Below are 21,174 nucleotides of genomic sequence, written 5' to 3' on the forward strand. Positions count from 1 at the left end.
GACTAGAGCCCCAGAAGGACAAGAAACGGCGTTGCGATCCAGAATATCACATGAGTGGCCATGTGCGCCAACATGGCGTGTTCCAGGCTGCGGGAGGCGTAGAGCCAGCCGTAGACGAGCCCGAGCAGGCCGTTGAGGCCGAGCGTCCGCAGGATCAGCACGGTATCGGGCTGGGCCATGCCTGAGAGGGCCGGCAGATGCCCCGCCGCGAAGAGGAGACTCGCCGGGGCGATGGCCGCCCAGACGAGCCAGAGGGGGCGCTTCCGGCGCAGGAGGCGGGTGCCGAGCCAGAGGAAGAGGGTCATGAGGCCGAAGCGGGTCATGAGTTCCTCGGTGATGCCGCCGTAGAGGAGCGCCATGACCTTTCCGGTCAGCGGAGCGTCGTCGAGGCGCGGAATTCCGGCGAAGGAGGCCGGATGGAGCTGGCGCAGGACCAGATCCACGGCCGCGGCCACCGTTCCGGCGAGAGCCGCGAGGAGCAGGGCGAAGAGCCAGCCTCCCGCCGCCGTTTCGGGCGCGGCCTGGCCGCGGCAGCGGCGCTGGACGAGGGAAACGAGGCCCGCCCGCTCGCTCAGGCCCACCCCGACGGCCACCGCCGCCAGGAGCAGCAGGGTCGGCTGGACCAGCAGGATGGCAGCCAGGGCCGTCTCCGAGAGCGGCGGCGCGTCCGGCAGGTGCTGGATCTGCGCGATGGTGGGCCCGAGGGTGGGGACCAGGGACAGGATTCCGAGAAGCCCGAGGCCGCTCAACACGAGGAAGGGGCGGGCGAATGCCATGGCGCGGGTCATAAGGCCGTCAGGGCCTCCACATGGCCGGGGCTTACCTGGAGAATGTCCGCGCGGCCCGCCAGCTCCGCGAACAGGCTCGGATCCGCGCCCGTCATCCAGACCTGGCCGCCCAGCGCCTCCAGGGCCGCGAACAGGCCCGCCCGGCGGCGGGGATCGAGATGGGCGGCGACCTCGTCGAGAAGCACGAAGGGCGCGATGCCGCTCATGCTGGCCACGAGCCGCGCATGGGCCAGCACCAGGCCGATGAGGAGCGCCTTCTGCTCGCCGGTGGAGGCCATGCCGGCGGGAATGTCCTTCGGGCCGTGGCGCACGAGCAGGTCCGTCGCCTGCGGCCCCACGAGGGTGCGCCCCGCCGCCCGGTCGCGGGGGCGCTGGTCGCGCAGGATCGCCCGGTAGCGGTCCTCCGCGTCCACGGCGGGAAGGGCCGCCACCAGGGCGTCGATCTCGCCCTCCAGGCTCAGGGTCGCGAACGGGAAGGGCGATTCCTCCTCGCGGGTCTCCTGGATCAGGGCGGCGAGCCGCCCGACCGTCTCCTGGCGCGCCGCCGCCACCGCGATGGCCAGCTCCGCCACCTCCCGCTCCAGGGCGTCGAGCCAGAGGCGGTCGTCGGGATTCTCCTCCAGCACCCGGTTGCGGGAGCGCAGCGCCCGTTCCAGTGCGTTCACCCGCGTGCCGTGCTCCGCATCGACCGCCAGGACGAGCCGGTCGAGGAAGCGGCGGCGATCGCCGGCCGGTCCGCGAAAGAGGGCGTCGAGATCCGGCGTCAGCCAGACGATGCGCAGGTGCTCGGCAAAGGCGGCCGGCGAGGACGCCGCCATGCCGTCGATGCGGCAGATGCGGGAGGCCCGCGCCGCCTCGCCCTGAAGCTCCAGGCCGGTTCCGAGGCGGTGCTCGCCGTAAGGGGTGTCGAGGGCGACCGAGATGGCGAACGAGCCCGCTCCGCCCTGGCGCGCCATGTCGCCGAGTTCCGCCCGCCGCAGGCCGCGGCCGGGCATGAAGAGCGAGATCGCCTCGAGGATGTTGGTCTTGCCCGCCCCGTTCTCGCCCACCAGCGCCACGAGCGGGCGCGACACGGCGAGGTCCAGGCTCGCATAGGTGCGGAAATCCTGGAGGATGAGGCGGACGATTCGCGAAGCGGCGAGGGGGGCGGAGGACATGTGCGCCCTTCATTCAAGAGCGGGCGCGAAAGATCAAGCGGATTGGTTGGCCTGAAAGCCGGCTCCGTCATTCCGGGACGCACCGGAGGTGCGGGCCCGGAATCCACGAACCCCAACGTCTTGGGACGAGGTGAAGCGCTCTTCCTGCTCTTCCGAAATCTCGGCCGCTACAGGTTCCGGGCTGCGCTTCGCGGCGCCGGAATGACGACGGGGCTCACACCCGCATCGGCATCAGCACGTAGAGGGCGGAGGCGCCCTCGCGGTCCTGGACCAGGGTGGGAGAGCCGGGATCGGCGAGCTTGAACAGGGCGGTGTCGCCGTCGAGCTGGGCCGTGATGTCGAGGAGATAGCGGGCGTTGAAGCCGATATCGATCGGCGCCGCGTCGTAATCGACCTCGATCTCCTCCGTCGCGCTGCCCGAATCCGGGTTGTTGACGGTGAGCGTCAGGCGGCCCTCGTTGAGCGCCAGCTTCACGGCGCGGCCCCGCTCCGACGAGATGGTGGAGACGCGGTCCACCGCCTTGGCGAAATCGCTGCGCTCGACCGTGAGGAGCTTGTCGTTGCCGCTGGGGATCACGCGCTGGTAGTCCGGGAAGGTGCCGTCGATGAGCTTGGAGGTCAGCACGACGCCGTCGAAGGTCAGACGCACCTTGGCGGAGGAAAGCTCGATGGTGATGCTCTCCGAGCCGTCCTCGACCAGCTTGACGATCTCGGCCACGGCCTTGCGCGGAACGATCACGCCCGGCATGCCCTCGGAGCCCGCGGGCGCGGGCATCTCGACCCGGGCGAGGCGGTGTCCGTCCGTCGCCACCGCGCGCATCATGGTGGTGCCGCTCACGTCGATGGTGTGGAGGAAGATGCCGTTGAGGTAGTAGCGCGTCTCCTCGGTCGAGATCGCGAACTGGGTCTTCTCGATGAGGCGCTTGAGGTCGGCTGCCGCGAGGGTGAAGCGGTGCGGCAGGTCGCCGGCGGCGAGATCGGGAAAATCGCTTTCGGGCAGGGCCTGCAGCATGAAGCGCGAGCGGCCCGAGCGGATCTGCATCTGGCCCGTATCGCCCGTCGTCTCCAGGGAGACCTGCGAGCCGTCCGGCAATTTGCGGACGATGTCGTAGATCATGTAGGCCGGAACGGTGGTCGAGCCCGCATCCGTGATGTCGGCGGCGATCGTCTCGGTCACCTCGATGTCCAGGTCCGTCGCCTTCAGGCGCAGGGTTCCGTCCTCCGCGCGCAGGAGAACGTTGGACAGGATCGGAATGGTGTTGCGCCGCTCGACGACGCGATGCACATGCCCGAGCGCCTTCAGAAGGGCGGCGCGCTCAACAGTCACTCTCATAGTCCCAACACCCGTTTTCGTTGGAATTCTTGGCTCGACCGCCCGGCGCCGGATGGCCGGGCAGGAAAGCGGGGCGCAAAGATTGGCGGGTGTTGCCGGAGAAAGCAAGGCCGGGCCCCGCTTTCCTCAACAACCCCCGCGCTTTATCGTGCGGATGCCTATTCCTGCAGCATCCGCTTCAGGAGCTCGACCTCGTCGGACAGGGCGTTGTCCTCGCCCAGGGCCTTCTCGATCTTGCGCACCGCGTGGAGCACGGTGGTGTGGTCGCGCCCGCCGAAGCGGCGGCCGATCTCCGGCAGGGACCGCAGGGTGAGCACCTTGGACAGGTACATGGCGATCTGGCGCGGGCGCACCACGGCGGCGGTGCGGCGCTCCGAGAGGATGTCCGAGCGGGAGACGTTGTAGCGCGAGGCCACCAGCTTCTGGATGTCCTCGATCTTGACGCGCTTGGGCTCGCGGTTGCGCACCAGGTCCCGGATCGCGGCCTCCGCCGTTTCCAGCGTGATGGCCGAGCCCGTCAGGGTCGCGTGGGCCAGGAGCCGGTTGACGGCGCCTTCGAGGTCGCGACCGTTGGCCGTGATGGAGCGGGCCACATAGGAGACCACGCTCGGTCCGACCTCGAAGGTCGGATGAATCTGCTTCAACGCATCGATCCGGGTGGTGAGGATCGACGCCCGCAGGGCCTCGTCCAGGGCGCCGACCTCGACCACGAGGCCGCCGGCCAGGCGCGAGCGCACCCGCTCGTCGAGGCTCTCCAGATCCGCCGGCGGGCGGTCCGCCGCGACGACGATCTGGCGGCCCGCATCGATCAGGGAGTTCAGGGTATGGCCGAATTCCTGCTGGATCTGCTTGCCCTGGATGAACTGCACGTCGTCGATGATGAGCAGGTCGATGCCGCGCAGGCGCTCCTTGAAAGCCAGGGACGTCTGCGCCTTCAGGGAGGCGACGAAGCCGTACATGAAGCGGTCGGCGGTGAGATAGATCACGCGCCGCCCCTGGGAGCGCACCGCATGGCCGATGGCATGAAGGAGGTGCGTCTTGCCGAGGCCCACGCCCGCATGGAGGTAGAGCGGGTTGTAGATCACCTGCCCGTTCTGGGACTGGGCGACCCGGTCCGCCGCCGCATGGGCGAGGGCGTTCGAGCGGCCGATGATGAAGCTTTCGAAGGTCAGGCGGGGATCGAGCGGCGCGCCGCCGAGATCGGAGGCCTCGCCGCGCGGCTCGGGCGCCGGCATGGAGACGGGCTTGGCGTCGCTTTCCGTGCTCGTGCCCACGATGGTCGCGGCCGGGGTCGCGCGCGGCGCCTCGCTGGCCCGGCGCGCCGGCGGGGTCTCGCCCCGGCCCAAGGTGTTGCGGACGCCGATGACGATGCGCTCCACATCGGGAGCCTCGGACCGGTACACGGTCAGCACCCGGTCAGAATAGTGGGATTCGATCCAGCTCTTCAGGAAGCGGGTCGGAACGGTGAGATAGGCGCAGCCCTCCACGACCGCGTCCACCTCCAGCCGGCCGAACCAGCTGGCGAAGATGTCCTCGCCCAGCTCGGCCCTGAGCCGGCGCTTGACCCTTGCCCATACGTCCGATGCCGTTTGCTCCGCCGAGGGTTCGACACCGCTCTCGCTCGAAGCGGAAAAGGTGCGGTGATCTTCACTGCGCTGCATCAATATCCCCTCCACGAGGTCCCGCTCGAAAAAGGTCGAGACCCCAACGCCACTGCCTGTTTTGAACCCCATAGGCACAAGTGACCCACAGGAAGCCAAAACCTGGCGCCCCCAGTTGTACTAAAGATTTTTGGTTTACCTTTAAGACGAGACAGCCAAACCTGGCTATCTTCTCGGCCCCCTCTCAAGTCTTTCCAAGTGAACCCTGGGCGAGGAACAGACTTTCTCTTGCTTTATAGACGCGTGAAGCAACGCCCCGTCCTCGTGTGTGAGCTCTATACATCGGCACTTGAGTGGATGACTTCGCGGCGGACCGTCGAAGTGGATTGACCTTACACAGGGGGTAGGGGGGGTGCAACACGGACGAACAGGCGGCCCGAGCCCCGGATGCCCCTAAAGGCTCCACAGGGCCGTCCACAGCTTTTCACCGACAGCCATAAAGTCCTGACTCTTCAACCGATTCACTGTTCCATCACAGCTTGTCCGCAAGCCGGCAAAAAGAGTTTTCGCGCAACGTTGATTCACGTTCGATTCGGCCCGAGTCGGGGTGGATAAGGATGCTTCGCGAAGCTTTGCCTGCTAAGATATTGGTTAAGCTTCGTTTTTCCTGCGCAGTTTCGATCTTGAGCCGACCGCGCTTCACCCCGCGTCCGGGGATAAGAGTCAAGGGCTTATGTGGATAAAACGGGAATTCATTAGCCGGGTCGGAATCATGAAAAAACCCGGCCTTTCGGCCGGGTCTCATCCGTCTTGATTAGGAGCAGCGGAAGGGCTGCTTCTCAGGCGCTCAGCGTCTTGATGCGGTGGGCCAGACGCGACACCTTCCGCGAGGCGGTGTTGGCGTGCAGGATGCCCTTCTGAGCGGCGCGCATCATCTCGGGCTCGGCGGCGCGCAGGGCGGCGACGGCCTCGGTCTGGTTGCCGGAGGCGATCGCCTCCTCGACCTTGCGGATGAAGGTCCGCATCCGGCTGCGGCGCGAGCGGTTGATCGCGGTGCGCTTCGCGATCTTGCGGGTCATCTTCTTGGCCGACACGGTGTTGGCCATGGCCTAACCTCGTTCTCTGATATCCGATGCGACGAGCCTGGCTTAGAGGAGCTCCGCGGCGATCGGGTGATTGCATGGAAACCGAAGAGCCCGCGGATGGCGCGGGCTCATGTGTGGCGGCTTATAGCTGCGCGACGGCTCAACGTCAACGCCGGCCGTCATTCACGCGTCAAAAAAGCGCTTTCAGGGCCTGGCGCCAGGGATTGGCGGGGTCGAGAAGGAGCCTCAGGGCCATCATTCCGGACACCACCACGAGCAGGGGACGGATGATCCGGCTGCCGAGGCGGATCGCCAGCCGCGAGCCGACCTGGGCCCCCAGCAGGGCGGTTCCGGCCATGACAAGGCCGACCGGCCAGACCACGGCGCCGGTGGCCGCATAGAGAAGGAGGCTGCCCAGATTGCTCGCGAAATTGAGCAGCTTGGTATGGGCGGTCGCCCGCACCACCCCGTAGCCCAGGAGGGTGACGAAGCCCAGCATGTAGAAGGAGCCGGCCCCGGGGCCGAAGATCCCGTCGTAGAAGCCGACCGCGACCGGAACGGTCAGGCCGAAGGCGAGGGCGCTCATCCGGGCCTGGGCGTCGGCGTCCTTTATCTTGGGCGACAGGGCGAAATAGAAGGCGATGACGATCAGGAGGGCGGGAATCAGCGCCTCGAGCACCGGCCTCGGCAGGAACCGGACGCAGAGCGCGCCGGCGACGCCGCTCGCGAACGAGACCAGCGCGAAACGCCAGGCGGAACGCCAATCGATCAGGCCCTTGCGGCCGAAGGTGTAGGTGGCCGAGGCGGCGCCCACGACCCCCTGCACCTTGTTGGTGGCGATGGCCTGCGCCGGATCGAGACCGGCGAGCAGCAGGGCCGGCACCGTCAGGAGCCCGCCGCCGCCGGCGATGGCGTCCACGAAGCCGGCGAAGAAAGAGACCGCGGCCAGAACCGCGATCATGTCGAGGCCGAGTTCGGTCACGGCCTATCGGTCTTTGAACTGGGGCGCGCGCTTCTCGACGAAGGCGGCCATGCCTTCCTTCTGATCGGCGGTGGCGAACATGGCGTGGAAGACGCGCCGCTCGAAGCGGATGCCCTCGTTGAGGCCCATCTCGTCGGCGCGGTTGATGCTCTCCTTCGTCATCATGGCGATGGGGAGCGACATGGACGCGATGGTCTCGGCGGTCTTGAAGGCCTCGCTCAGGAGATCGGCCGCAGGCACCACCCGGGCGACGAGGCCGGAGCGTTCGGCCTCCTCGGCGCCCATCATGCGGCCGGTGAGGCACATCTCCATGGCCTTGGCCCGGCCGATCAGGCGGGTCAGGCGCTGGGTGCCGCCCATGCCGGGCATGACGCCGAGCTTGATCTCCGGCTGGCCGAACTTCGCGGTGTCGGCCGCGATGATGAAGTCGCACATCATGGCGAATTCGCAGCCGCCGCCGAGCGCGAAGCCCGCCACCGCCGCGATCATCGGCTTGCGCCGGTTCGCCACCCGGTCCCAGCCGACGAAGAAGTCGTCCATGTAGGTCCGGGGATAGGAGAGGTCCGACATCTCCTTGATGTCGGCGCCGGCCGCGAAGGCCTTCTCCGAGCCGGTGATGACGATGCAGCCCACGTTCGGATCCGCCTCGAAGGCGTCGAGCGCCCGGTTCACCTCGCCGAGGAGGGCGGAGTTGAGGGCGTTCAGGGCCTTGGGCCGGTTGAGGGTGATGAGCCCCACCTTGCCGCGGGTCTCGACGAGAATCGTTTCATAGGCCATGCGCCGTCTCCTCCAGGGTGGCCCACCGGTAGGCGAGGCGATGAGGCTCGGCAAGAGGGAATTGCAGGTTTCCGGGCGACGGTCCTCAGGAGGCCACGACCCGGCGGTAGAGGTGCCAGGTGGCGTGGCCCAGGACCGGGAGCACCACGGCGAGGCCGAGGAAGAGCGTCAGGAAACCGAGGGCGAGGGCGCCCGCCACCGTCAGGCCCCAAAGCGCCATGGTCGCCGGATTGGCCGCCACGGCCCGGATCGAGGTCCGCACGGCCGTGGCGGCGCTCACGTCCCGGTCGATGAGCATGGGGAACGACACCACGCTGAGGCTCAGGGCCACGGCGCTGAAGACGAGGCCCAGCAGGTTCCCGGCGAGAATCAGCGCCCAGCCCCGGCCCGTGGCGAAGACCTCCTGCAGGAAGCCGCCCACGGTGGCCGGCACATGGCTGCCGAAGGTCGCCTGGTAGAGGAGCTGGGCCGTGGTGATCCAAACCACGAAGACCGCGAGCATCAGGGCGCCGAGCGCCGCGATGGAGCCGATGGCGGGCGAACGCAGCATCCGCAGGGCATGGGCCAGGGAGAATGCCTGCCCCCGCTCGCGGCGGCGGCTGAGCTCGTAGAGGCCGATGGCCGCGAAGGGGCCCACCAGGGCGAAGCCCGACATGAGGGGAAAGAGGAGCGGCAGCACGTCGGAGCCGAGGATGATCCGGGCCAGGACGAGGCCCAGGACGGGATAGATCAGGACGATGAAGAAGGCGTGGGTCGGCATCGCCTTGAAATCGTCGATCCCCGCCGCCAGGGCCTGCCGGAGATCGGCCGGTCCGATCCGGCGCACGAGGGGTTCGTCCAGCACCGTGCCGGCGTCGTGAAGGGCGTGGAGCTTCGCCATGGCCGTTCCTCCCGAACAGCGTTCAGGCGATTCCGGCACCCGGTGTCGTGCAGTGCGCCCGCGCCCCCCTTGCGGCGCCGATCGTGTGGGGCCGCAACCTGCCGTCGACGGGAGGGAGTGTACGCCTTTAAGCGATGCCTGTCATTTCTGGCATTCGGGGCAGTAGAAGGTGGAGCGTCCCGATTGGACGAGGCGGCCCACCGTGCCGGTGCAGCCGGGCGTCACGCAGGGCTCGCCCTCCCGGTCGTAGACCCGGAAGGAATGCTGGAAATAGCCGAGGGACCCGTCCACCTGCGCATGGTCGCGCAGGGTCGAGCCGCCCGCCTCCACCGCCTCGGCGAGCACGTCGCGGATGATGCCGGCCAGGCGGTGCGCCTTCTCGGTGGGCTCGCCCGCCGCGGTCGCCAGGGAGCCGGCGGGCGCCTCCGGATGCAGGCCGGTGCGGAACAGGGCCTCGCACACATAGATGTTGCCGAGGCCCGCGATCAGGCGCTGGTCGAGCAGGGCGGCCTTCAGGGGCGTGCGCTTGCCCTTGAAGAGCCGCGCGATGGCCTCGCCCGAGAGTTCGTTCCCGAGGGGCTCGATCCCCATATCCTTGAAATGCCTGCTGGTCTCGATCCCCGACCGGGGCACCAGATCCATGAAGCCGAAGCGGCGGGCGTCGTTGTAGGTCACCGTCGCGCCGTTGGTGAAGCCGAAGACCACGTGGTCGTGGGCGCCCAGGGACCCGTGCTCGTGGTGGAACTCCCCCGGCATCGCGGTCTCGCCGCCTTTCGTGACGAGGAACCGGCCCGACATGCCCAGATGCATCACGAGCACCTCGCCGGAGGACAGGTCCGCGAGCAGGTACTTCGCCCGACGCCCGAGCGCGGTCACCTCCTGCCCTTCGAGGCGCTCGGCGAAGCGTTCGGGGAAGGGAAAGCGCAGGTCCGGCCGGCGCTGCGCCACCTTGGTGAAGCGGGCCCCCACCATGGCGGGCTCCAGGCCGCGGCGAACGGTTTCGACTTCGGGCAGTTCAGGCATCAACCATCTCTTCGGTTCCGACGACCCCTTACATAGCCTTCCGGGCCTTCATCCGCTATGGATCGCGACAACACGCACGCGGGAGGCCTGTGAGACCATGACCGACGAGAAGACCCATTTCGGGTTCCAATCCGTGCCGCTCACCGAGAAACAGGGGCGGGTCAACGAGGTCTTCCACTCGGTCGCCGGCCGCTACGACCTCATGAACGACCTCATGTCGGCCGGTCTCCACCGCCTGTGGAAGAACACCCTCGTGACCACCCTGCGCCCGCCGAAGGACCGGCCCTTCCGTCACCTCGACGTGGCCGGCGGCACGGGCGACGTGGCCTTCCGCATCCTCGATGCGGGCGGGCCCCAGACCCATGTGACGGTGCTCGACATCAACGGCGAGATGCTGAAGGTGGGCCGCGAGCGGGCGGGCCACCGCTACGAGGGCCGCATCGACTTCGTCGAGGCCAATGCGGAGGAGCTGCCGCTCGAATCGAAAGCCTACGACGCCTACACCATCGCGTTCGGCATCCGGAACGTGCCGCGCATCGATGCGGCGCTTCGCGAGGCGCACCGGGCGCTGAAGCCCGGCGGACGCTTCCTGTGCCTGGAATTCTCCAAGGTCGACGTGCCGGGGCTGGACCGGATCTACGACGCCTATTCCTTCAACGTGATCCCGCGGCTCGGGCAGGCGGTGACGGGGGATGCGGAATCCTACCAGTATCTCGTCGAGTCGATCCGGCGCTTTCCGGCCCCCGGGGCCTTCGCGCGCATGATCGAGGAGGCCGGGTTCAAGCGCGTCACCCACCGCCCCCTCACGGCGGGTGTCGTCGCCATCCATTCCGGCTGGAAGATCTGACGTGATCGGCAGCCTCGTCCACCTCGCCCGCAACGCCCGCGCCGGCTTCATCCTGGCCCGCGAGGGCGCGCTGGCGCTCATCGACCCCAGCGTGCTCCCGCCGGCCGGACGCGCGGTCCTGCGTCTCGCCCGCCTCGTCGAGCGCAAGGGCGCCGGGGACGGCGCGGCGCGGCTCTCCGCGGCCCTGACCCGGCTCGGGCCTTCCTATGTGAAATTCGGCCAGTTCCTGGCGACGCGCCCCGACATCGTCGGCGTGGCCGCCGCCCACGACCTGGAGCGCCTGCAGGACCGGATGCCGCCCTTTCCCCGGGCCGAGGCCGTCCGCATGGTCGAGCTCGCCCTGGGGCGGCCCATCGACGAACTCTTCCTGGAATTCAGCGACCCGATCGCCGCCGCCTCCATCGCGCAGGTCCACAAGGCCCGCATCCGCACGCCGGAGGGCGAGGAGACCGTCGCCGTGAAGGTGGTGCGGCCGGGGGTGCGCGAGGGCTTCGCCCGCGACCTGCAGGCCATGCGGGCCGCCGCCAAGCTCTTCGCGCGCCTGGTGCCGGACGCGCGCCGCCTGAAGCCGATGGAGATCGTCGAGACCCTGGCCCGCTCGGTCGCGGTCGAGATGGACCTGCGCCTCGAGGCGGCGGCCGTCTCCGAACTGGCCGAGAACACCAAGGACGATCCGGATTTCCGGGTGCCCAAGCCGGAATGGGACCTCACCGCCCGGGACGTGCTGACCACCACCTGGATCGAGGGCATCCGCCTCAACGACCTGGCCGCCATCGATGCGGCCGGGTTCGACCGGGTGGCGCTGGCCCGCGCGGTGATCCAGTCCTTCCTGCGCCATGCGATCCGCGACGGCTTCTTCCATGCGGACATGCATCCGGGTAACCTGTTCGTGGACCGGGCGGGCCGCCTCGTCGCGGTCGATTTCGGCATCATGGGCCGGCTCGGCATGAAGGAGCGCCGCTTCCTGGCGGAAATCCTGCTCGGCTTCATCCGCCGGGACTACTTGCGCGTGGCCCGGGTGCATTTCGAGGCCGGCTACGTGCCGCCGCACCATTCGGTGGAGGATTTCGCGCAGGCGATCCGGGCCATCGGCGAGCCGATCCACGACCGGCGCGCCGACGAGATCTCCATGGCGAAGCTGCTCACGCTGCTGTTCGAGATCACCTACCTGTTCGACATGGCGACGCGCATCGAGCTCGTCATGCTGCAGAAGACCATGGTGGTGGTGGAGGGCGTGGCCCGCAATCTCGACCCGCGGCTCGACATGTGGACCACCTCCGAACCGGTGGTGCGCGAGTGGATCGAGCGCAATCTCGGCCCCATCGGCCGCATGGAGCAGGCGGGCAGCGGCCTGCTGACGCTCGCGGGCGTCATCGGCGACCTGCCGGACCTCGCCCTGCGCGCCGAGCGCGTCCTCAACCAGCTCGAGGACGTGACCGCCAAGGGCGTCTCCCTCGAACGCGAGAGCATCGCCGCCATCGGGCGGGCGGAGGCACGGGGCGCCCGCTGGGGGACGGCGGCCTTGTGGATCATCGCCGTGTCGCTGATGATCATGCTGTTCGAAAGGTTGTGACGATGGCGCTCTCGGGCAAACGCATCCTCCTCGTCATCGGCGGCGGGATCGCGGCCTACAAATCCCTCGACCTGATCCGCCGCCTGCGCGAGCGCGGCGCCTCCGTGCGCTGCATCATGACGGCGGGCGCTCAGGAATTCGTCACGCCGCTCGCGGCCTCGGCCATCTCGGGGCAGCGCACCCACACGGACCTGTTCGACCGCGAGGACGAGGCCGATATCGGCCATATCCGCCTGGCCCGCGATGCGGATGCCGTCATCGTTGCTCCCGCCACCGCCAACCTGATGGCCAAGATGGCGGGCGGCCATGCGGACGACCTCGCCTCGACGGTGCTGCTCGCCACGACGCTCCCGATCCTGATCGCGCCCGCCATGAACGTGCGCATGTGGCTGCATCCGGCGACCCAGCGCAATCTCGCGACGCTCCGGGCGGACGGCGTTCACGTGACCGGTCCGAACGAGGGCGCCATGGCGGAGGCCGAGTTCGGCCCCGGCCGCATGTCCGAGCCCCTGGAGATCGTGGCGGCCGTGGAACGGCTGCTTGCCCCCTCGGGGCCTCTCGCCGGCAAGCACGTGCTCGTGACCTCGGGCCCCACGCACGAGCCCATCGATCCCGTGCGCTACATCGCCAACCGCTCCTCGGGCAAGCAGGGCCACGCCATCGCCAGGGCGGCCGCCGAGGCGGGCGCCCGGGTGACGCTCGTGTCGGGACCCGTCGACCTGCCCGATCCCGCAGGCGTCACCACGCTGCACGTGGAGAGCGCGCGGGAGATGCTCGCCGCCGTGGAGCAGGCGCTGCCCGCCGATATCGGCATCTTCGCCGCGGCGGTCGCCGATTGGCGGGTCGCCAATGCGGGCGAGCAGAAGATCAAGAAGAACGGCGGCGCCCTGCCGGAGCTCTCGCTTACGGAAAACCCCGACATTCTCGCCACCATCTCCCGCCGCAACGAGGGCCGCCCGCCCCTGATGGTCGGCTTCGCGGCCGAGACGGAGCACGTGATCGAGCACGCCAAGCAGAAACTGGCGAAGAAGGGCTGCGATCTCATCGTCGCCAACGACGTCTCGGCGGCCACGGGCGTGATGGGCGGCGACCGGAACACGGTCCATCTCGTCACCGCGTCGGATGTCGAAACCTGGCCGACCCTGTCGAAGGCGGATGTCGCCCGCAGGCTCGTGGAGCGGCTCGGGGCCTGGGGAGGCGGCAAGGCATGAGCCGCGTCCTTCGCCTCCGGCGCCTCGACCACGCCCGGGATCTGCCGCTGCCCCGCTACGAGACGGCCGGCGCGGCGGGCATGGACCTTGTCGCCGCCAACCCCGCCGATGCGCCCGTGGTTCTGGAGCCCCTGCGGCGGGCGCTCGTTCCCACCGGCCTCGTGCTGCAGCTCGAGCCCGGCTACGAGGCGCAGGTGCGTCCCCGCTCCGGCCTCGCCCTCAAGCACGGCGTCACCGTTCTCAATGCGCCGGGCACGATCGATGCGGATTATCGCGGCGAGGTGCAGGTGCTCCTGGTCAATCTCGGGCAGGAGCCCTTCGCCGTGACCCGCGGCATGCGCATCGCCCAGATGGTGGTGGCGCCGGTGACGACGGTGGTCCCGGTGGAGGTGGAGAACGTGGACGAGACCGAGCGCGCCGGGGCCGGCTTCGGGTCGACCGGGCTTGCGAGGACGGGACCATGAACTTTCTTTCCCGCCGCTCCCTGCTCGCCATCGCAGCGGTGACGGACATCGCCCTCCATGCGCGCCCCATGCCGGTTTCCGCCAAGGCCCTCGCGGCGCGGCACAACCTGCCGCCGCGCCATCTGGAGCCGATCCTCCAGGCGCTGGTCCGCCAGGGCATCCTCAAGGGCGTGCGCGGCCCTCGCGGCGGCTACGAACTCGCCCGGGAACGGCGGCGGATCACGGCGGGCGACATCGTCCGCGTCGCCATTACGGCCCAGGAGGAGGACGCCAGTTCGCCCCGGCCGGAATCCCGCCTCGCCGAGGTCGTGGTCGAGCCGGTCGTCAGGCGCGGAACCGAAGCCTTCCTGGCGGAATTGGATCAGGTAACGGTCGAGGATCTTTGCAACCGGGCGCAGGCGGAAGCTGCGGTCGACCAGACCGGTCATGTGGATTTCACGATTTAGCTTGTGAAATAATCTAATTATCGACATTTCGCGCAAATAGGCATAAAGAACTCCTGCATTCCCGAGGAGGATCTCATGGCTGACACGCTCAACAAGCCGGCCGAAGCCAGCACCAAGCCCGGTCGCGGCCGCATCTACGGCTCCATCACCGAAACCATCGGCAACACCCCGCTCGTGCGGCTGAACCGCCTGCCGAAGGAGCATGGGGTCGATGCCGAGATCCTCGTGAAGCTCGAATTCTTCAACCCGATCTCGAGCGTGAAGGACCGCATCGGCGTCAACATGATCGAGGCGATGGAGGCCGAAGGCCGCATCAAGCCCGGCGACACCCTGATCGAGCCCACCTCCGGCAATACCGGCATCGCGCTCGCCTTCGTGGCGGCCGCCCGCGGCTACCGGCTGATCCTGGTCATGCCCGAGACCATGTCGATCGAGCGCCGCAAGATGCTGGCGTTCCTCGGCGCCGAACTCGTCCTCACCCCCGGCCCGATGGGCATGAAGGGCGCCATCGCGCGGGCCGAGGAGCTGCTGCAGGAGATTCCGAACTCGGTGATCCCGCAGCAGTTCAAGAACCCGGCCAACCCGGAGATCCACCGTCGCACCACCGCGGAGGAGATCTGGAACGACACCAACGGCCAGCTCGACGCCTTCGTGGCGGGCGTGGGCACCGGCGGCACCATCACCGGCGTCGGCCAGGTGATCAAGCCGCGCCTGCCGAACATGAAGGTGGTCGCGGTGGAGCCGGAGGATTCTCCCGTTCTTTCCGGCGGCCAGGCCGGCCCGCACAAGATCCAGGGCATCGGCGCCGGCTTCGTGCCGGACGTGCTCGACCGCGCCGTGATCGACGACGTGGTGACGGTGGGCAACCAGACCGCTTTCGAGATGGCGCGCAAGCTCGCGAAGCTCGAAGGCATCCCCGGCGGCATCTCGACCGGCGCGAACATCGCCGCGGCGCTCGAAATCGCAGGGCGGCCGGAGTTCAAGGGCAAGCGCATCGTCACGGTCGCGCCCTCCTTCGCCGAGCGCTACATTTCGAGCGCGCTCTTCGAGGGGCTCTGAGCTTTCTCCGATTTTCCGATCAAGGCGGCTTCGGCCGCCTTTTTCTTGTCTGGCCTACGGTTTCGCCAAGCGTGACCAGAACCTCTCCGACGCGGCCGGGTTCTCCTTGAAACATCGGGTTCAAGGAGTTCATCATGGCGGACCGGAAGGCACCCCATTCCCTGAAAGATCAGACCGCGGACCAGATCCGCAACGAGCAGCGCGGCGGCATCGACAGCCCCATCGATCCCAACCGGGACGGCGGTCCGGAGGGCAACGCGACCCTGCGCCGGGTCTGGAGCCAGCCGGGCGGCGAGGCCTACAATTACCGCCAGGGCCAGACGGGCCAGACCAGCAATGCCGGGTTCGACGGTCATGACGAACTCACCGCCGCCGAGACGCCCGAGACCACCAAGCACTTGAGCGACGCCAGCCTCTCGCCGGACGACAAGGATGCGACGGCCGAAGCCATCGCGCGCGCCACGGCCGTCAACGGCGACGACAAGGGCAAGGGCTGAGATCCATGTCCCGAAAGAATGACGACCCGATGAATCGGGAAGGCGGCGCAAGGGTGGATGCCCAGCCCGACGCCGAGGCGAAGATCCGGTCCCAGCTTCCGGGCAATCCCGCCGTCGACGGCTCGTCGGGCGCGCATTCCGACCGGATCGGCTCCCGGGGTGCGGAAGACGACCGCAAGGCCGCCGAGGGAAGCGGCGATACCGAACAGAGCCACCGCGAACGTTCATGACGTAAGGAGAGCCCTATGGGCAATGCAGGTTACGGCAACCACACCGAAGATCACGTCGATCCCGAGGCCGGTCGCACGTCCTCGCCGGAGAAGAATTCCGGCAGCCAGAGCGGACAAGGCAAGCAGGGCGATGCTCCGCCCGCGGCCGGGCCGCACAGCCAGCCGTCCCTCACGAACCCGGACGCGACCCCGGGCACCGGAGCCCTGACGCCTCCGGGCGCGGACGAGGGCACGGATTCCGTGACCGGATGACGGACAAAGGAGAAGGTAATGGCAGGAAAAGATCAGCAGGAGCCGAAGGTGCCCACCGAACGCCCGGACCCTGAAGTCGCCGACCGCAAGCCCGAAGGCGGCGGCGAAGACCGTCCCGGCTTCGACCTGGGCGGAGCCTCGCCCGAGAACGAAACCGGCGTCGGCTCGAGCACCATTCCGGGCGGCCCGCGGGGCAGCGTTTCCAACGGCACGGATGCCGGCGGCCGCGCGACCGGCCTTTCCGATCCGAGCGGCTCGCGCTCCCTCGGCAACGAGGGCGATGCCGGCTCCGAATCCGGCTCCGGACCCACGGACGGTTCCGGCGGCCCATCCTGATCGAAACGAGGACAGAACGATGGCTCAATCCGACGACAAGTCCAAGCAGGCGACCGAAAAGGACATCAGCGCCCCGCGGCTGACGCCCCAAGGCCGCGACGATCCCAGCGCCTCCGGCGAGGATTCCACCGACCCGATGGGCGAGGGCGCCAAGAAGGGGCAGGGCGACAAGGCCGAGGGGTGAGCCTGTACAGCTCGGCCCGGGCTCGCTCGTCCCGGCTTCCCCGGATCGCCGCCCCAATGAAAAAGGCCGCCCTCGAGGGGCGGCCTTTCGTTCGTCTCGGACCTGTTCGCCTCAGGCGCTGAGCGCTTCCTTCTGCTTCTCGGCGCGCTTGCGGTCGTTCGGGTCGAGGATCGCCTTGCGGATGCGGATCGACTTCGGCGTCACCTCGACGAGCTCGTCGTCCTGGATCCAGGCGAGCGACCGCTCCAGCGTCATGCGGATCGGCGGGGTCAGGCGCACCGCCTCGTCCTTGGAGGTCGTGCGGATGTTGGTGAGCTTCTTGCCCTTCAGCACGTTCACTTCCAGGTCGTTCTCGCGGTTGTGCTCGCCCACGATCATGCCCTGATAGACCTTCCAGCCGGGCTCGATCATCATCGGGCCGCGATCTTCCAGGTTCCACAGGGCGTAGGCCACGGCCTCGCCCGAGTCGTTGGAGATCAGAACGCCGTTGCGGCGGCCGGCGATCTCGCCCTTGTAGGGCTCGTAGGCGTGGAACAGGCGGTTCATGATCGCGGTGCCGCGGGTGTCGGTCAGAAGCTCGCTCTGATAGCCGATGAGGCCGCGGGTCGGAGCGTAGAACACCAGACGCTGGCGATTGCCGCCCGACGGGCGCATCTCGACCATCTCGGCGCGGCGCTCGGACATCTTCTGCACCACGACGCCGGAGAACTCCTCGTCCACGTCGATCACCACTTCCTCGACGGGCTCGAGGAGCTGGCCGGTGGCCTCGTCCTTCTCGAACACCACGCGAGGACGCGACACGGCGAGCTCGAAGCCCTCGCGGCGCATGGTCTCGATCAGGATCGCGAGCTGCAATTCGCCGCGGCCCGAGACGTAGAAGCTGTCCTTGTCGGCGGCTTCCTCGATCTTGAGCGTCACGTTGCCTTCCGCTTCCTTGAACAGGCGGTCGCGGATCATGCGGCTCGTCACCTTGTCGCCCTCGGTGCCGGCGAGCGGGCTGTCGTTGACGATGAACGACATGGTCACGGTCGGCGGATCGATGGGCTGGGCCTGGATCGGGATGTCGTTCTCGGGGGCGCAGAAGGTGTCGGCCACCGATCCCTTCACGAGGCCCGCGATGGACACGATGTCGCCCGCCTCGCCCACCTCGATGGGCTGACGCTCCAGGCCGCGGAAGGCCAGGATCTTGGACACGCGGCCGTTCTCGACCAGGTTGCCGTTACGGTCGATCACCTTGATCGTCTGGTTCGGCTTCACGGTGCCGGAGGCGATGCGGCCCGTGACGATGCGGCCCAGGAAGGGGTTGGCCTCGAGCAGGGTGCCGAGCATGCGGAACGGGCCTTCCTCGGTCTTGGCCGGGGGCACGTGCTCCAGAACGAGGTCGAACAGCGGGGCGAGGCCCTGGTCGCTCGGCCCCTCGGGCGACTTGGCCATCCAGCCGTTGCGGCCCGAACCGTAGAGGATCGGGAAGTCGAGCTGCTCGTCGGTGGCGTCCAGCGCCGCGAACAGGTCGAACACTTCGTTGATCACTTCCTGGTGGCGGGCGTCGGGACGGTCGATCTTGTTGATGGCCACGATGGGCTTGAGGCCGATCTTGAGGGCCTTCGACACCACGAACTTGGTCTGCGGCATCGGGCCTTCGGCCGCGTCCACGAGGACGATGGCGCCGTCCACCATGCTCAGGATGCGCTCCACCTCGCCGCCGAAATCGGCGTGGCCGGGGGTGTCGACGATGTTGATGCGGGTGTCCTTCCAGACGACCGAGGTCGCCTTGGCCAGGATGGTGATGCCGCGCTCCTTCTCGAGGTCGTTCGAGTCCATGGCGCGCTCTTCCACGCGCTGGTTCTCGCGGAAGCTGCCCGACTGCTGGAGCAGCTTGTCGACGAGGGTGGTCTTGCCATGGTCGACGTGGGCGATGATGGCGATGTTGCGCAGCTTCATGAGGCTAGTCTTTCAAAGCAAAGCGGCCCGGTTCGCGGCAAGCTAGGCCGCGCCCCTGGCTCGAACCGGGCGAAAAATTGATGAGGACGCAATATAGTGATGCGAGGGCCGCCGCAATAGGGCGCCCCGAGATTTATGATTGGCCGCCTAAGGTTTAGGCAGTCTTCGGGGCCTGCGCAAGATGAGCTTTTCCGGTCCCGCTCTCCGGCCGGGGAGGATCGGCTGGGGCCGCGAGAATATCCGCAAGACACGCCACCTTGCGCTGGGGAATGTCCTTGCGCCAGACGAGGAGGGTCGTGGTCGCCCCTGCTTCATTACAAACCTGTAATCCGCCCGCAATACGGAGGGCAGCCGGTCGAGCTTAGGGTCGTGCCTGTTTCAGCTCGAACTCTTTACGCCGCACTGCCGGCTCAAGCGGAGGACCAGGGATGATCTCGGACCGGGAGCTTGGGGACCACGCGAGACCGATGCTTTCCCCTTTGGATCTGAAGCAGATCAAGGACGCGGTGAGCGAGCTGCGCGCCGCCGAGCCGGAAAGCGTCCTGGCCGCTCTGGTCGAGGAGAAGGTCCGGGCGATGGAAGGCGGGTCTCCGGAGCCGTCGGGTTTTCCGCCGATGCGGGGCAGGCAGATCCTCGGCTGAGCCGACGGAGAGATTGCGGCTCGCCCGCCAGGGGCTTGCGCGCAAGAGCATTTCGGGGAAAACCGGCTCTGCGTCCGCGTGTCCGGCCCGCGCCCCTCGTCGCCCGGCGCGACCCGTGCCATAAGCCCGCCGCAACTCCCTGAGGCTCAAGGTCCATGATTCGCGTCGAGAACGTCAGCAAGCAGAACAGCCACCGGATCCTCTTCATCGAGGCTTCCGCGACCCTCCAGAAGGGAGAGAAGGTCGGTCTGGTCGGCCCCAACGGCGCGGGAAAGACGACCCTCTTCCGGATGATCACCCGGGAGGAGCTGGCCGACGAGGGGCAGGTCTCCGTGGATCGCGGCGTCACCATCGGCTATTTCAACCAGGATGTGGGCGAGATGGCGGGCCGCAGCGCCGTGGCCGAGGTCATGGCCGGTGCGGGACCGGTGAGCGAGGTGGCGGCCGAGCTGAAGGAGCTCGAAGCCGCGATGGTGGATCCCGACCGGGCGGACGAACTCGACCAGATCCTCGAGCGCTACGGCGAGGTGCAGGCGCGCTACGAGGAGCTGGACGGCTATTCCCTCGACGGCCGGGCGCGCGAGGTTCTCGCGGGCCTGGGCTTCAGCCAGGAGATGATGGACGGCGACGTGGGCGCCCTGTCGGGCGGCTGGAAGATGCGCGTCGCGCTCGCCCGCATCCTGCTGATGCGCCCGGACGCCATGCTCCTCGACGAGCCGAGCAACCACCTGGACCTGGAGAGCCTCATCTGGCTGGAGGAGTTCCTGAAGGGCTACGAGGGCGCGCTGCTCATGACCTCGCACGACCGCGCCTTCATGAACCGCATCGTCAACAAGATCATCGAGATCGACGGCGGAACGCTGACCACCTATTCCGGCGACTACGAGTTCTACGAGCAGCAGCGCGCGCTGAACGAAAAGCAGCAGCAGGCGCAGTTCGAGCGCCAGCAGGCGATGCTCGCTAAGGAGATCAAGTTCATCGAGCGCTTCAAGGCGCGCGCTTCCCACGCGGCCCAGGTGCAGAGCCGGGTCAAGAAGCTGGAGAAGATCGAGCGGGTGGAGCCGCCCAAGCGCCGGCAATCCGTGGCGTTCGAGTTCCTGCCCGCGCCCCGCTCCGGCGACGACGTGATCAGCCTCAAGAACGTCCACAAGCGCTACGGCAGCCGGAGCATCTACGAGGGGCTGGACTTCGCGGTGCGGCGCAAGGAGCGCTGGTGCGTCATGGGCGTGAACGGCGCCGGCAAGTCGACGCTGCTGAAGCTGGTGGCCGGCACCACTTCGCCCGACGAAGGAACGGTCGCGCTCGGCAGCAGCGTGAAGATGGGCTACTTCGCCCAGCACGCCATGGAGGTGCTGGACGGCGACCGCACGGTGTTCCAGTTCCTGGAGGATTCCTTCCCGCAGGCGGGCCAGGGCTCCCTGCGCACGCTCGCCGGATGCTTCGGCTTCTCGGGCGACGATGCGGAAAAGAAATGCCGCGTGCTCTCGGGCGGCGAGAAGGCGCGGCTGGTCATGGCCAAGATGCTCTACGACCCGCCGAACCTCCTGGTGCTCGACGAGCCGACGAACCATCTGGACATGGCCACGAAGGAGATGCTGATCGAGGCGCTCGCGCGCTACGAGGGCACCATGCTCTTCGTCTCGCACGACCGGCACTTCCTGAGCGCGCTGTCCAACCGGGTTCTGGAGCTCACGCCTGACGGCATCCATCAGTATGGCGGCGGCTACATCGAGTACGTGGCGCGCACCGGCCAGGAGGCTCCGGGCCTGCGGCACTGAACGGGCCCGGGCGCCGGCATCGGCTCCCCGCAAGGACAGGGTGCGAGCCGATGTGCTCGACCGCACATCTCCCTCGACTCCGCCGGGTC

23 protein-coding genes are annotated in these 21,174 nt (G+C 68.1%); 13 read left to right on the forward strand and 10 right to left on the reverse strand.

Going from position 1 to position 21,174, the window contains the following annotated elements:
- Positions 1–2: 2 nt before the first annotated feature.
- The 9 genes from LGR44_RS06965 to mutM all read right to left on the reverse strand — a co-directional run bounded on the left by LGR44_RS06965 (position 3) and on the right by mutM (position 9,626).
- Entirely contained in the window at positions 3–776 is a 774-nt protein-coding gene (locus LGR44_RS06965; RefSeq protein ID WP_226738723.1) for a CPBP family glutamic-type intramembrane protease, read from the reverse strand.
- A gap of 8 nt (positions 777–784) precedes the next feature.
- Positions 785–1,945, reverse strand: coding sequence for a DNA replication/repair protein RecF (gene recF / locus LGR44_RS06970; protein ID WP_226738726.1), 1,161 nt, complete (start codon positions 1,943–1,945; stop codon positions 785–787).
- 214 nt (positions 1,946–2,159) lie between these two features.
- A complete protein-coding gene (dnaN, locus tag LGR44_RS06975; RefSeq protein ID WP_226738728.1) occupies positions 2,160–3,278 on the reverse strand; it encodes a DNA polymerase III subunit beta in 1,119 nt (372 codons plus the stop codon).
- A gap of 158 nt (positions 3,279–3,436) precedes the next feature.
- Positions 3,437–4,939, reverse strand: a complete 1,503-nt coding sequence (gene dnaA / locus LGR44_RS06980; RefSeq protein ID WP_226738730.1) for a chromosomal replication initiator protein DnaA — start codon at positions 4,937–4,939, stop codon at positions 3,437–3,439.
- Between the two features lie 779 nt (positions 4,940–5,718).
- Positions 5,719–5,985 carry a 30S ribosomal protein S20 gene (rpsT, locus tag LGR44_RS06985; protein WP_226738732.1) on the reverse strand — a complete coding sequence of 89 codons (267 nt, stop codon included), beginning with the start codon at positions 5,983–5,985 and terminating at the stop codon, positions 5,719–5,721.
- Between the two features lie 169 nt (positions 5,986–6,154).
- The gene (locus LGR44_RS06990; protein ID WP_226738734.1) at positions 6,155–6,946 is read right to left on the reverse strand and encodes a TSUP family transporter; all 792 of its coding nucleotides are present in this window, start codon (positions 6,944–6,946) and stop codon (positions 6,155–6,157) included.
- Positions 6,947–6,949: 3 nt separating this feature from the next.
- Positions 6,950–7,723 carry an enoyl-CoA hydratase gene (locus LGR44_RS06995; RefSeq protein ID WP_226738736.1) on the reverse strand — a complete coding sequence of 258 codons (774 nt, stop codon included), beginning with the start codon at positions 7,721–7,723 and terminating at the stop codon, positions 6,950–6,952.
- A gap of 85 nt (positions 7,724–7,808) precedes the next feature.
- The gene (locus LGR44_RS07000) at positions 7,809–8,603 is read right to left on the reverse strand and encodes a DUF2189 domain-containing protein (RefSeq protein WP_226738738.1); all 795 of its coding nucleotides are present in this window, start codon (positions 8,601–8,603) and stop codon (positions 7,809–7,811) included.
- 141 nt (positions 8,604–8,744) lie between these two features.
- Positions 8,745–9,626, reverse strand: coding sequence for a bifunctional DNA-formamidopyrimidine glycosylase/DNA-(apurinic or apyrimidinic site) lyase (gene mutM, locus LGR44_RS07005; RefSeq protein WP_226738740.1), 882 nt, complete (start codon positions 9,624–9,626; stop codon positions 8,745–8,747).
- Positions 9,627–9,723: 97 nt separating this feature from the next.
- Here mutM and ubiE point away from each other — a divergent pair, with 97 nt between their 5' ends.
- From ubiE to LGR44_RS07060, 11 genes are all read left to right on the forward strand, one after another.
- On the forward strand, positions 9,724–10,473 hold the full coding sequence (gene ubiE / locus LGR44_RS07010; protein WP_226738742.1) for a bifunctional demethylmenaquinone methyltransferase/2-methoxy-6-polyprenyl-1,4-benzoquinol methylase UbiE: 750 nt from the start codon (positions 9,724–9,726) through the stop codon (positions 10,471–10,473).
- Between the two features lies 1 nt (position 10,474).
- Positions 10,475–12,046, forward strand: a complete 1,572-nt coding sequence (gene ubiB / locus LGR44_RS07015) for a 2-polyprenylphenol 6-hydroxylase (protein ID WP_226738744.1) — start codon at positions 10,475–10,477, stop codon at positions 12,044–12,046.
- Between the two features lie 2 nt (positions 12,047–12,048).
- On the forward strand, positions 12,049–13,257 hold the full coding sequence (coaBC, locus tag LGR44_RS07020; RefSeq protein WP_226738746.1) for a bifunctional phosphopantothenoylcysteine decarboxylase/phosphopantothenate--cysteine ligase CoaBC: 1,209 nt from the start codon (positions 12,049–12,051) through the stop codon (positions 13,255–13,257).
- Positions 13,254–13,721 carry a dUTP diphosphatase gene (gene dut, locus LGR44_RS07025; protein ID WP_226738748.1) on the forward strand — a complete coding sequence of 156 codons (468 nt, stop codon included), beginning with the start codon at positions 13,254–13,256 and terminating at the stop codon, positions 13,719–13,721. The genes coaBC and dut overlap by 4 nt, the downstream gene beginning before the upstream one ends.
- Positions 13,718–14,167: an RrF2 family transcriptional regulator gene (locus tag LGR44_RS07030; RefSeq protein WP_226738750.1), complete on the forward strand. Its 450-nt coding sequence runs from the start codon at positions 13,718–13,720 to the stop codon at positions 14,165–14,167. Before dut ends, LGR44_RS07030 begins: the two co-directional genes overlap by 4 nt.
- A gap of 75 nt (positions 14,168–14,242) precedes the next feature.
- Positions 14,243–15,226, forward strand: coding sequence for a cysteine synthase A (gene cysK, locus LGR44_RS07035; protein ID WP_226738752.1), 984 nt, complete (start codon positions 14,243–14,245; stop codon positions 15,224–15,226).
- A gap of 134 nt (positions 15,227–15,360) precedes the next feature.
- Positions 15,361–15,723 (forward strand): hypothetical protein, encoded by a 363-nt coding sequence (locus tag LGR44_RS07040; protein WP_226738754.1) that lies wholly within the window; start codon positions 15,361–15,363, stop codon positions 15,721–15,723.
- Positions 15,724–15,728: 5 nt separating this feature from the next.
- On the forward strand, positions 15,729–15,953 hold the full coding sequence (locus LGR44_RS07045) for a hypothetical protein (protein WP_226738756.1): 225 nt from the start codon (positions 15,729–15,731) through the stop codon (positions 15,951–15,953).
- A gap of 15 nt (positions 15,954–15,968) precedes the next feature.
- Positions 15,969–16,205 carry a hypothetical protein gene (locus LGR44_RS07050; protein ID WP_226738758.1) on the forward strand — a complete coding sequence of 79 codons (237 nt, stop codon included), beginning with the start codon at positions 15,969–15,971 and terminating at the stop codon, positions 16,203–16,205.
- Between the two features lie 18 nt (positions 16,206–16,223).
- Positions 16,224–16,541 carry a hypothetical protein gene (locus LGR44_RS07055; RefSeq protein ID WP_226738760.1) on the forward strand — a complete coding sequence of 106 codons (318 nt, stop codon included), beginning with the start codon at positions 16,224–16,226 and terminating at the stop codon, positions 16,539–16,541.
- Positions 16,542–16,560: 19 nt separating this feature from the next.
- Entirely contained in the window at positions 16,561–16,725 is a 165-nt protein-coding gene (locus LGR44_RS07060) for a hypothetical protein (protein WP_226738761.1), read from the forward strand.
- A 111-nt stretch (positions 16,726–16,836) separates the two neighbouring features.
- On the opposite strand, the gene typA is transcribed toward LGR44_RS07060, so the two are convergent.
- A complete protein-coding gene (gene typA, locus LGR44_RS07065; protein ID WP_226738763.1) occupies positions 16,837–18,666 on the reverse strand; it encodes a translational GTPase TypA in 1,830 nt (609 codons plus the stop codon).
- Positions 18,667–19,133: 467 nt separating this feature from the next.
- Here typA and LGR44_RS07070 point away from each other — a divergent pair, with 467 nt between their 5' ends.
- Positions 19,134–19,307 (forward strand): hypothetical protein, encoded by a 174-nt coding sequence (locus LGR44_RS07070; protein WP_226738765.1) that lies wholly within the window; start codon positions 19,134–19,136, stop codon positions 19,305–19,307.
- A gap of 155 nt (positions 19,308–19,462) precedes the next feature.
- A complete protein-coding gene (locus tag LGR44_RS07075; protein ID WP_226738767.1) occupies positions 19,463–21,085 on the forward strand; it encodes an ABC-F family ATP-binding cassette domain-containing protein in 1,623 nt (540 codons plus the stop codon).
- The last annotated feature ends 89 nt before the right edge of the window (positions 21,086–21,174 follow it).

The sequence above is a fragment of the Microvirga lenta genome, from assembly GCF_020532555.1.
GTDB classification, from domain to species: Bacteria; Pseudomonadota; Alphaproteobacteria; order Rhizobiales; family Beijerinckiaceae; genus Microvirga; species Microvirga lenta.

Excerpts from the sequence above, each read along its gene's own strand:
- LGR44_RS06965 (WP_226738723.1), bottom strand. The coding sequence starts at position 776 with ATGGCATTCGCCCGCCCCTTCCTCGTGTTGAGCGGCCTCGGGCTTCTC.
- recF (WP_226738726.1), bottom strand. The coding sequence starts at position 1,945 with ATGTCCTCCGCCCCCCTCGCCGCTTCGCGAATCGTCCGCCTCATCCTC.
- dnaN (WP_226738728.1), bottom strand. The coding sequence starts at position 3,278 with ATGAGAGTGACTGTTGAGCGCGCCGCCCTTCTGAAGGCGCTCGGGCAT.
- dnaA (WP_226738730.1), bottom strand. The coding sequence starts at position 4,939 with ATGCAGCGCAGTGAAGATCACCGCACCTTTTCCGCTTCGAGCGAGAGC.
- rpsT (WP_226738732.1), bottom strand. The coding sequence starts at position 5,985 with ATGGCCAACACCGTGTCGGCCAAGAAGATGACCCGCAAGATCGCGAAG.
- LGR44_RS06995 (WP_226738736.1), bottom strand. The coding sequence starts at position 7,723 with ATGGCCTATGAAACGATTCTCGTCGAGACCCGCGGCAAGGTGGGGCTC.
- LGR44_RS07000 (WP_226738738.1), bottom strand. The coding sequence starts at position 8,603 with ATGGCGAAGCTCCACGCCCTTCACGACGCCGGCACGGTGCTGGACGAA.
- mutM (WP_226738740.1), bottom strand. The coding sequence starts at position 9,626 with ATGCCTGAACTGCCCGAAGTCGAAACCGTTCGCCGCGGCCTGGAGCCC.
- ubiE (WP_226738742.1), top strand. The coding sequence starts at position 9,724 with ATGACCGACGAGAAGACCCATTTCGGGTTCCAATCCGTGCCGCTCACC.
- coaBC (WP_226738746.1), top strand. The coding sequence starts at position 12,049 with ATGGCGCTCTCGGGCAAACGCATCCTCCTCGTCATCGGCGGCGGGATC.
- dut (WP_226738748.1), top strand. The coding sequence starts at position 13,254 with ATGAGCCGCGTCCTTCGCCTCCGGCGCCTCGACCACGCCCGGGATCTG.
- LGR44_RS07030 (WP_226738750.1), top strand. The coding sequence starts at position 13,718 with ATGAACTTTCTTTCCCGCCGCTCCCTGCTCGCCATCGCAGCGGTGACG.
- cysK (WP_226738752.1), top strand. The coding sequence starts at position 14,243 with ATGGCTGACACGCTCAACAAGCCGGCCGAAGCCAGCACCAAGCCCGGT.
- LGR44_RS07040 (WP_226738754.1), top strand. The coding sequence starts at position 15,361 with ATGGCGGACCGGAAGGCACCCCATTCCCTGAAAGATCAGACCGCGGAC.
- LGR44_RS07045 (WP_226738756.1), top strand. The coding sequence starts at position 15,729 with ATGTCCCGAAAGAATGACGACCCGATGAATCGGGAAGGCGGCGCAAGG.
- LGR44_RS07050 (WP_226738758.1), top strand. The coding sequence starts at position 15,969 with ATGGGCAATGCAGGTTACGGCAACCACACCGAAGATCACGTCGATCCC.
- LGR44_RS07055 (WP_226738760.1), top strand. The coding sequence starts at position 16,224 with ATGGCAGGAAAAGATCAGCAGGAGCCGAAGGTGCCCACCGAACGCCCG.
- LGR44_RS07060 (WP_226738761.1), top strand. The coding sequence starts at position 16,561 with ATGGCTCAATCCGACGACAAGTCCAAGCAGGCGACCGAAAAGGACATC.
- typA (WP_226738763.1), bottom strand. The coding sequence starts at position 18,666 with ATGAAGCTGCGCAACATCGCCATCATCGCCCACGTCGACCATGGCAAG.
- LGR44_RS07070 (WP_226738765.1), top strand. The coding sequence starts at position 19,134 with ATGCTTTCCCCTTTGGATCTGAAGCAGATCAAGGACGCGGTGAGCGAG.
- LGR44_RS07075 (WP_226738767.1), top strand. The coding sequence starts at position 19,463 with ATGATTCGCGTCGAGAACGTCAGCAAGCAGAACAGCCACCGGATCCTC.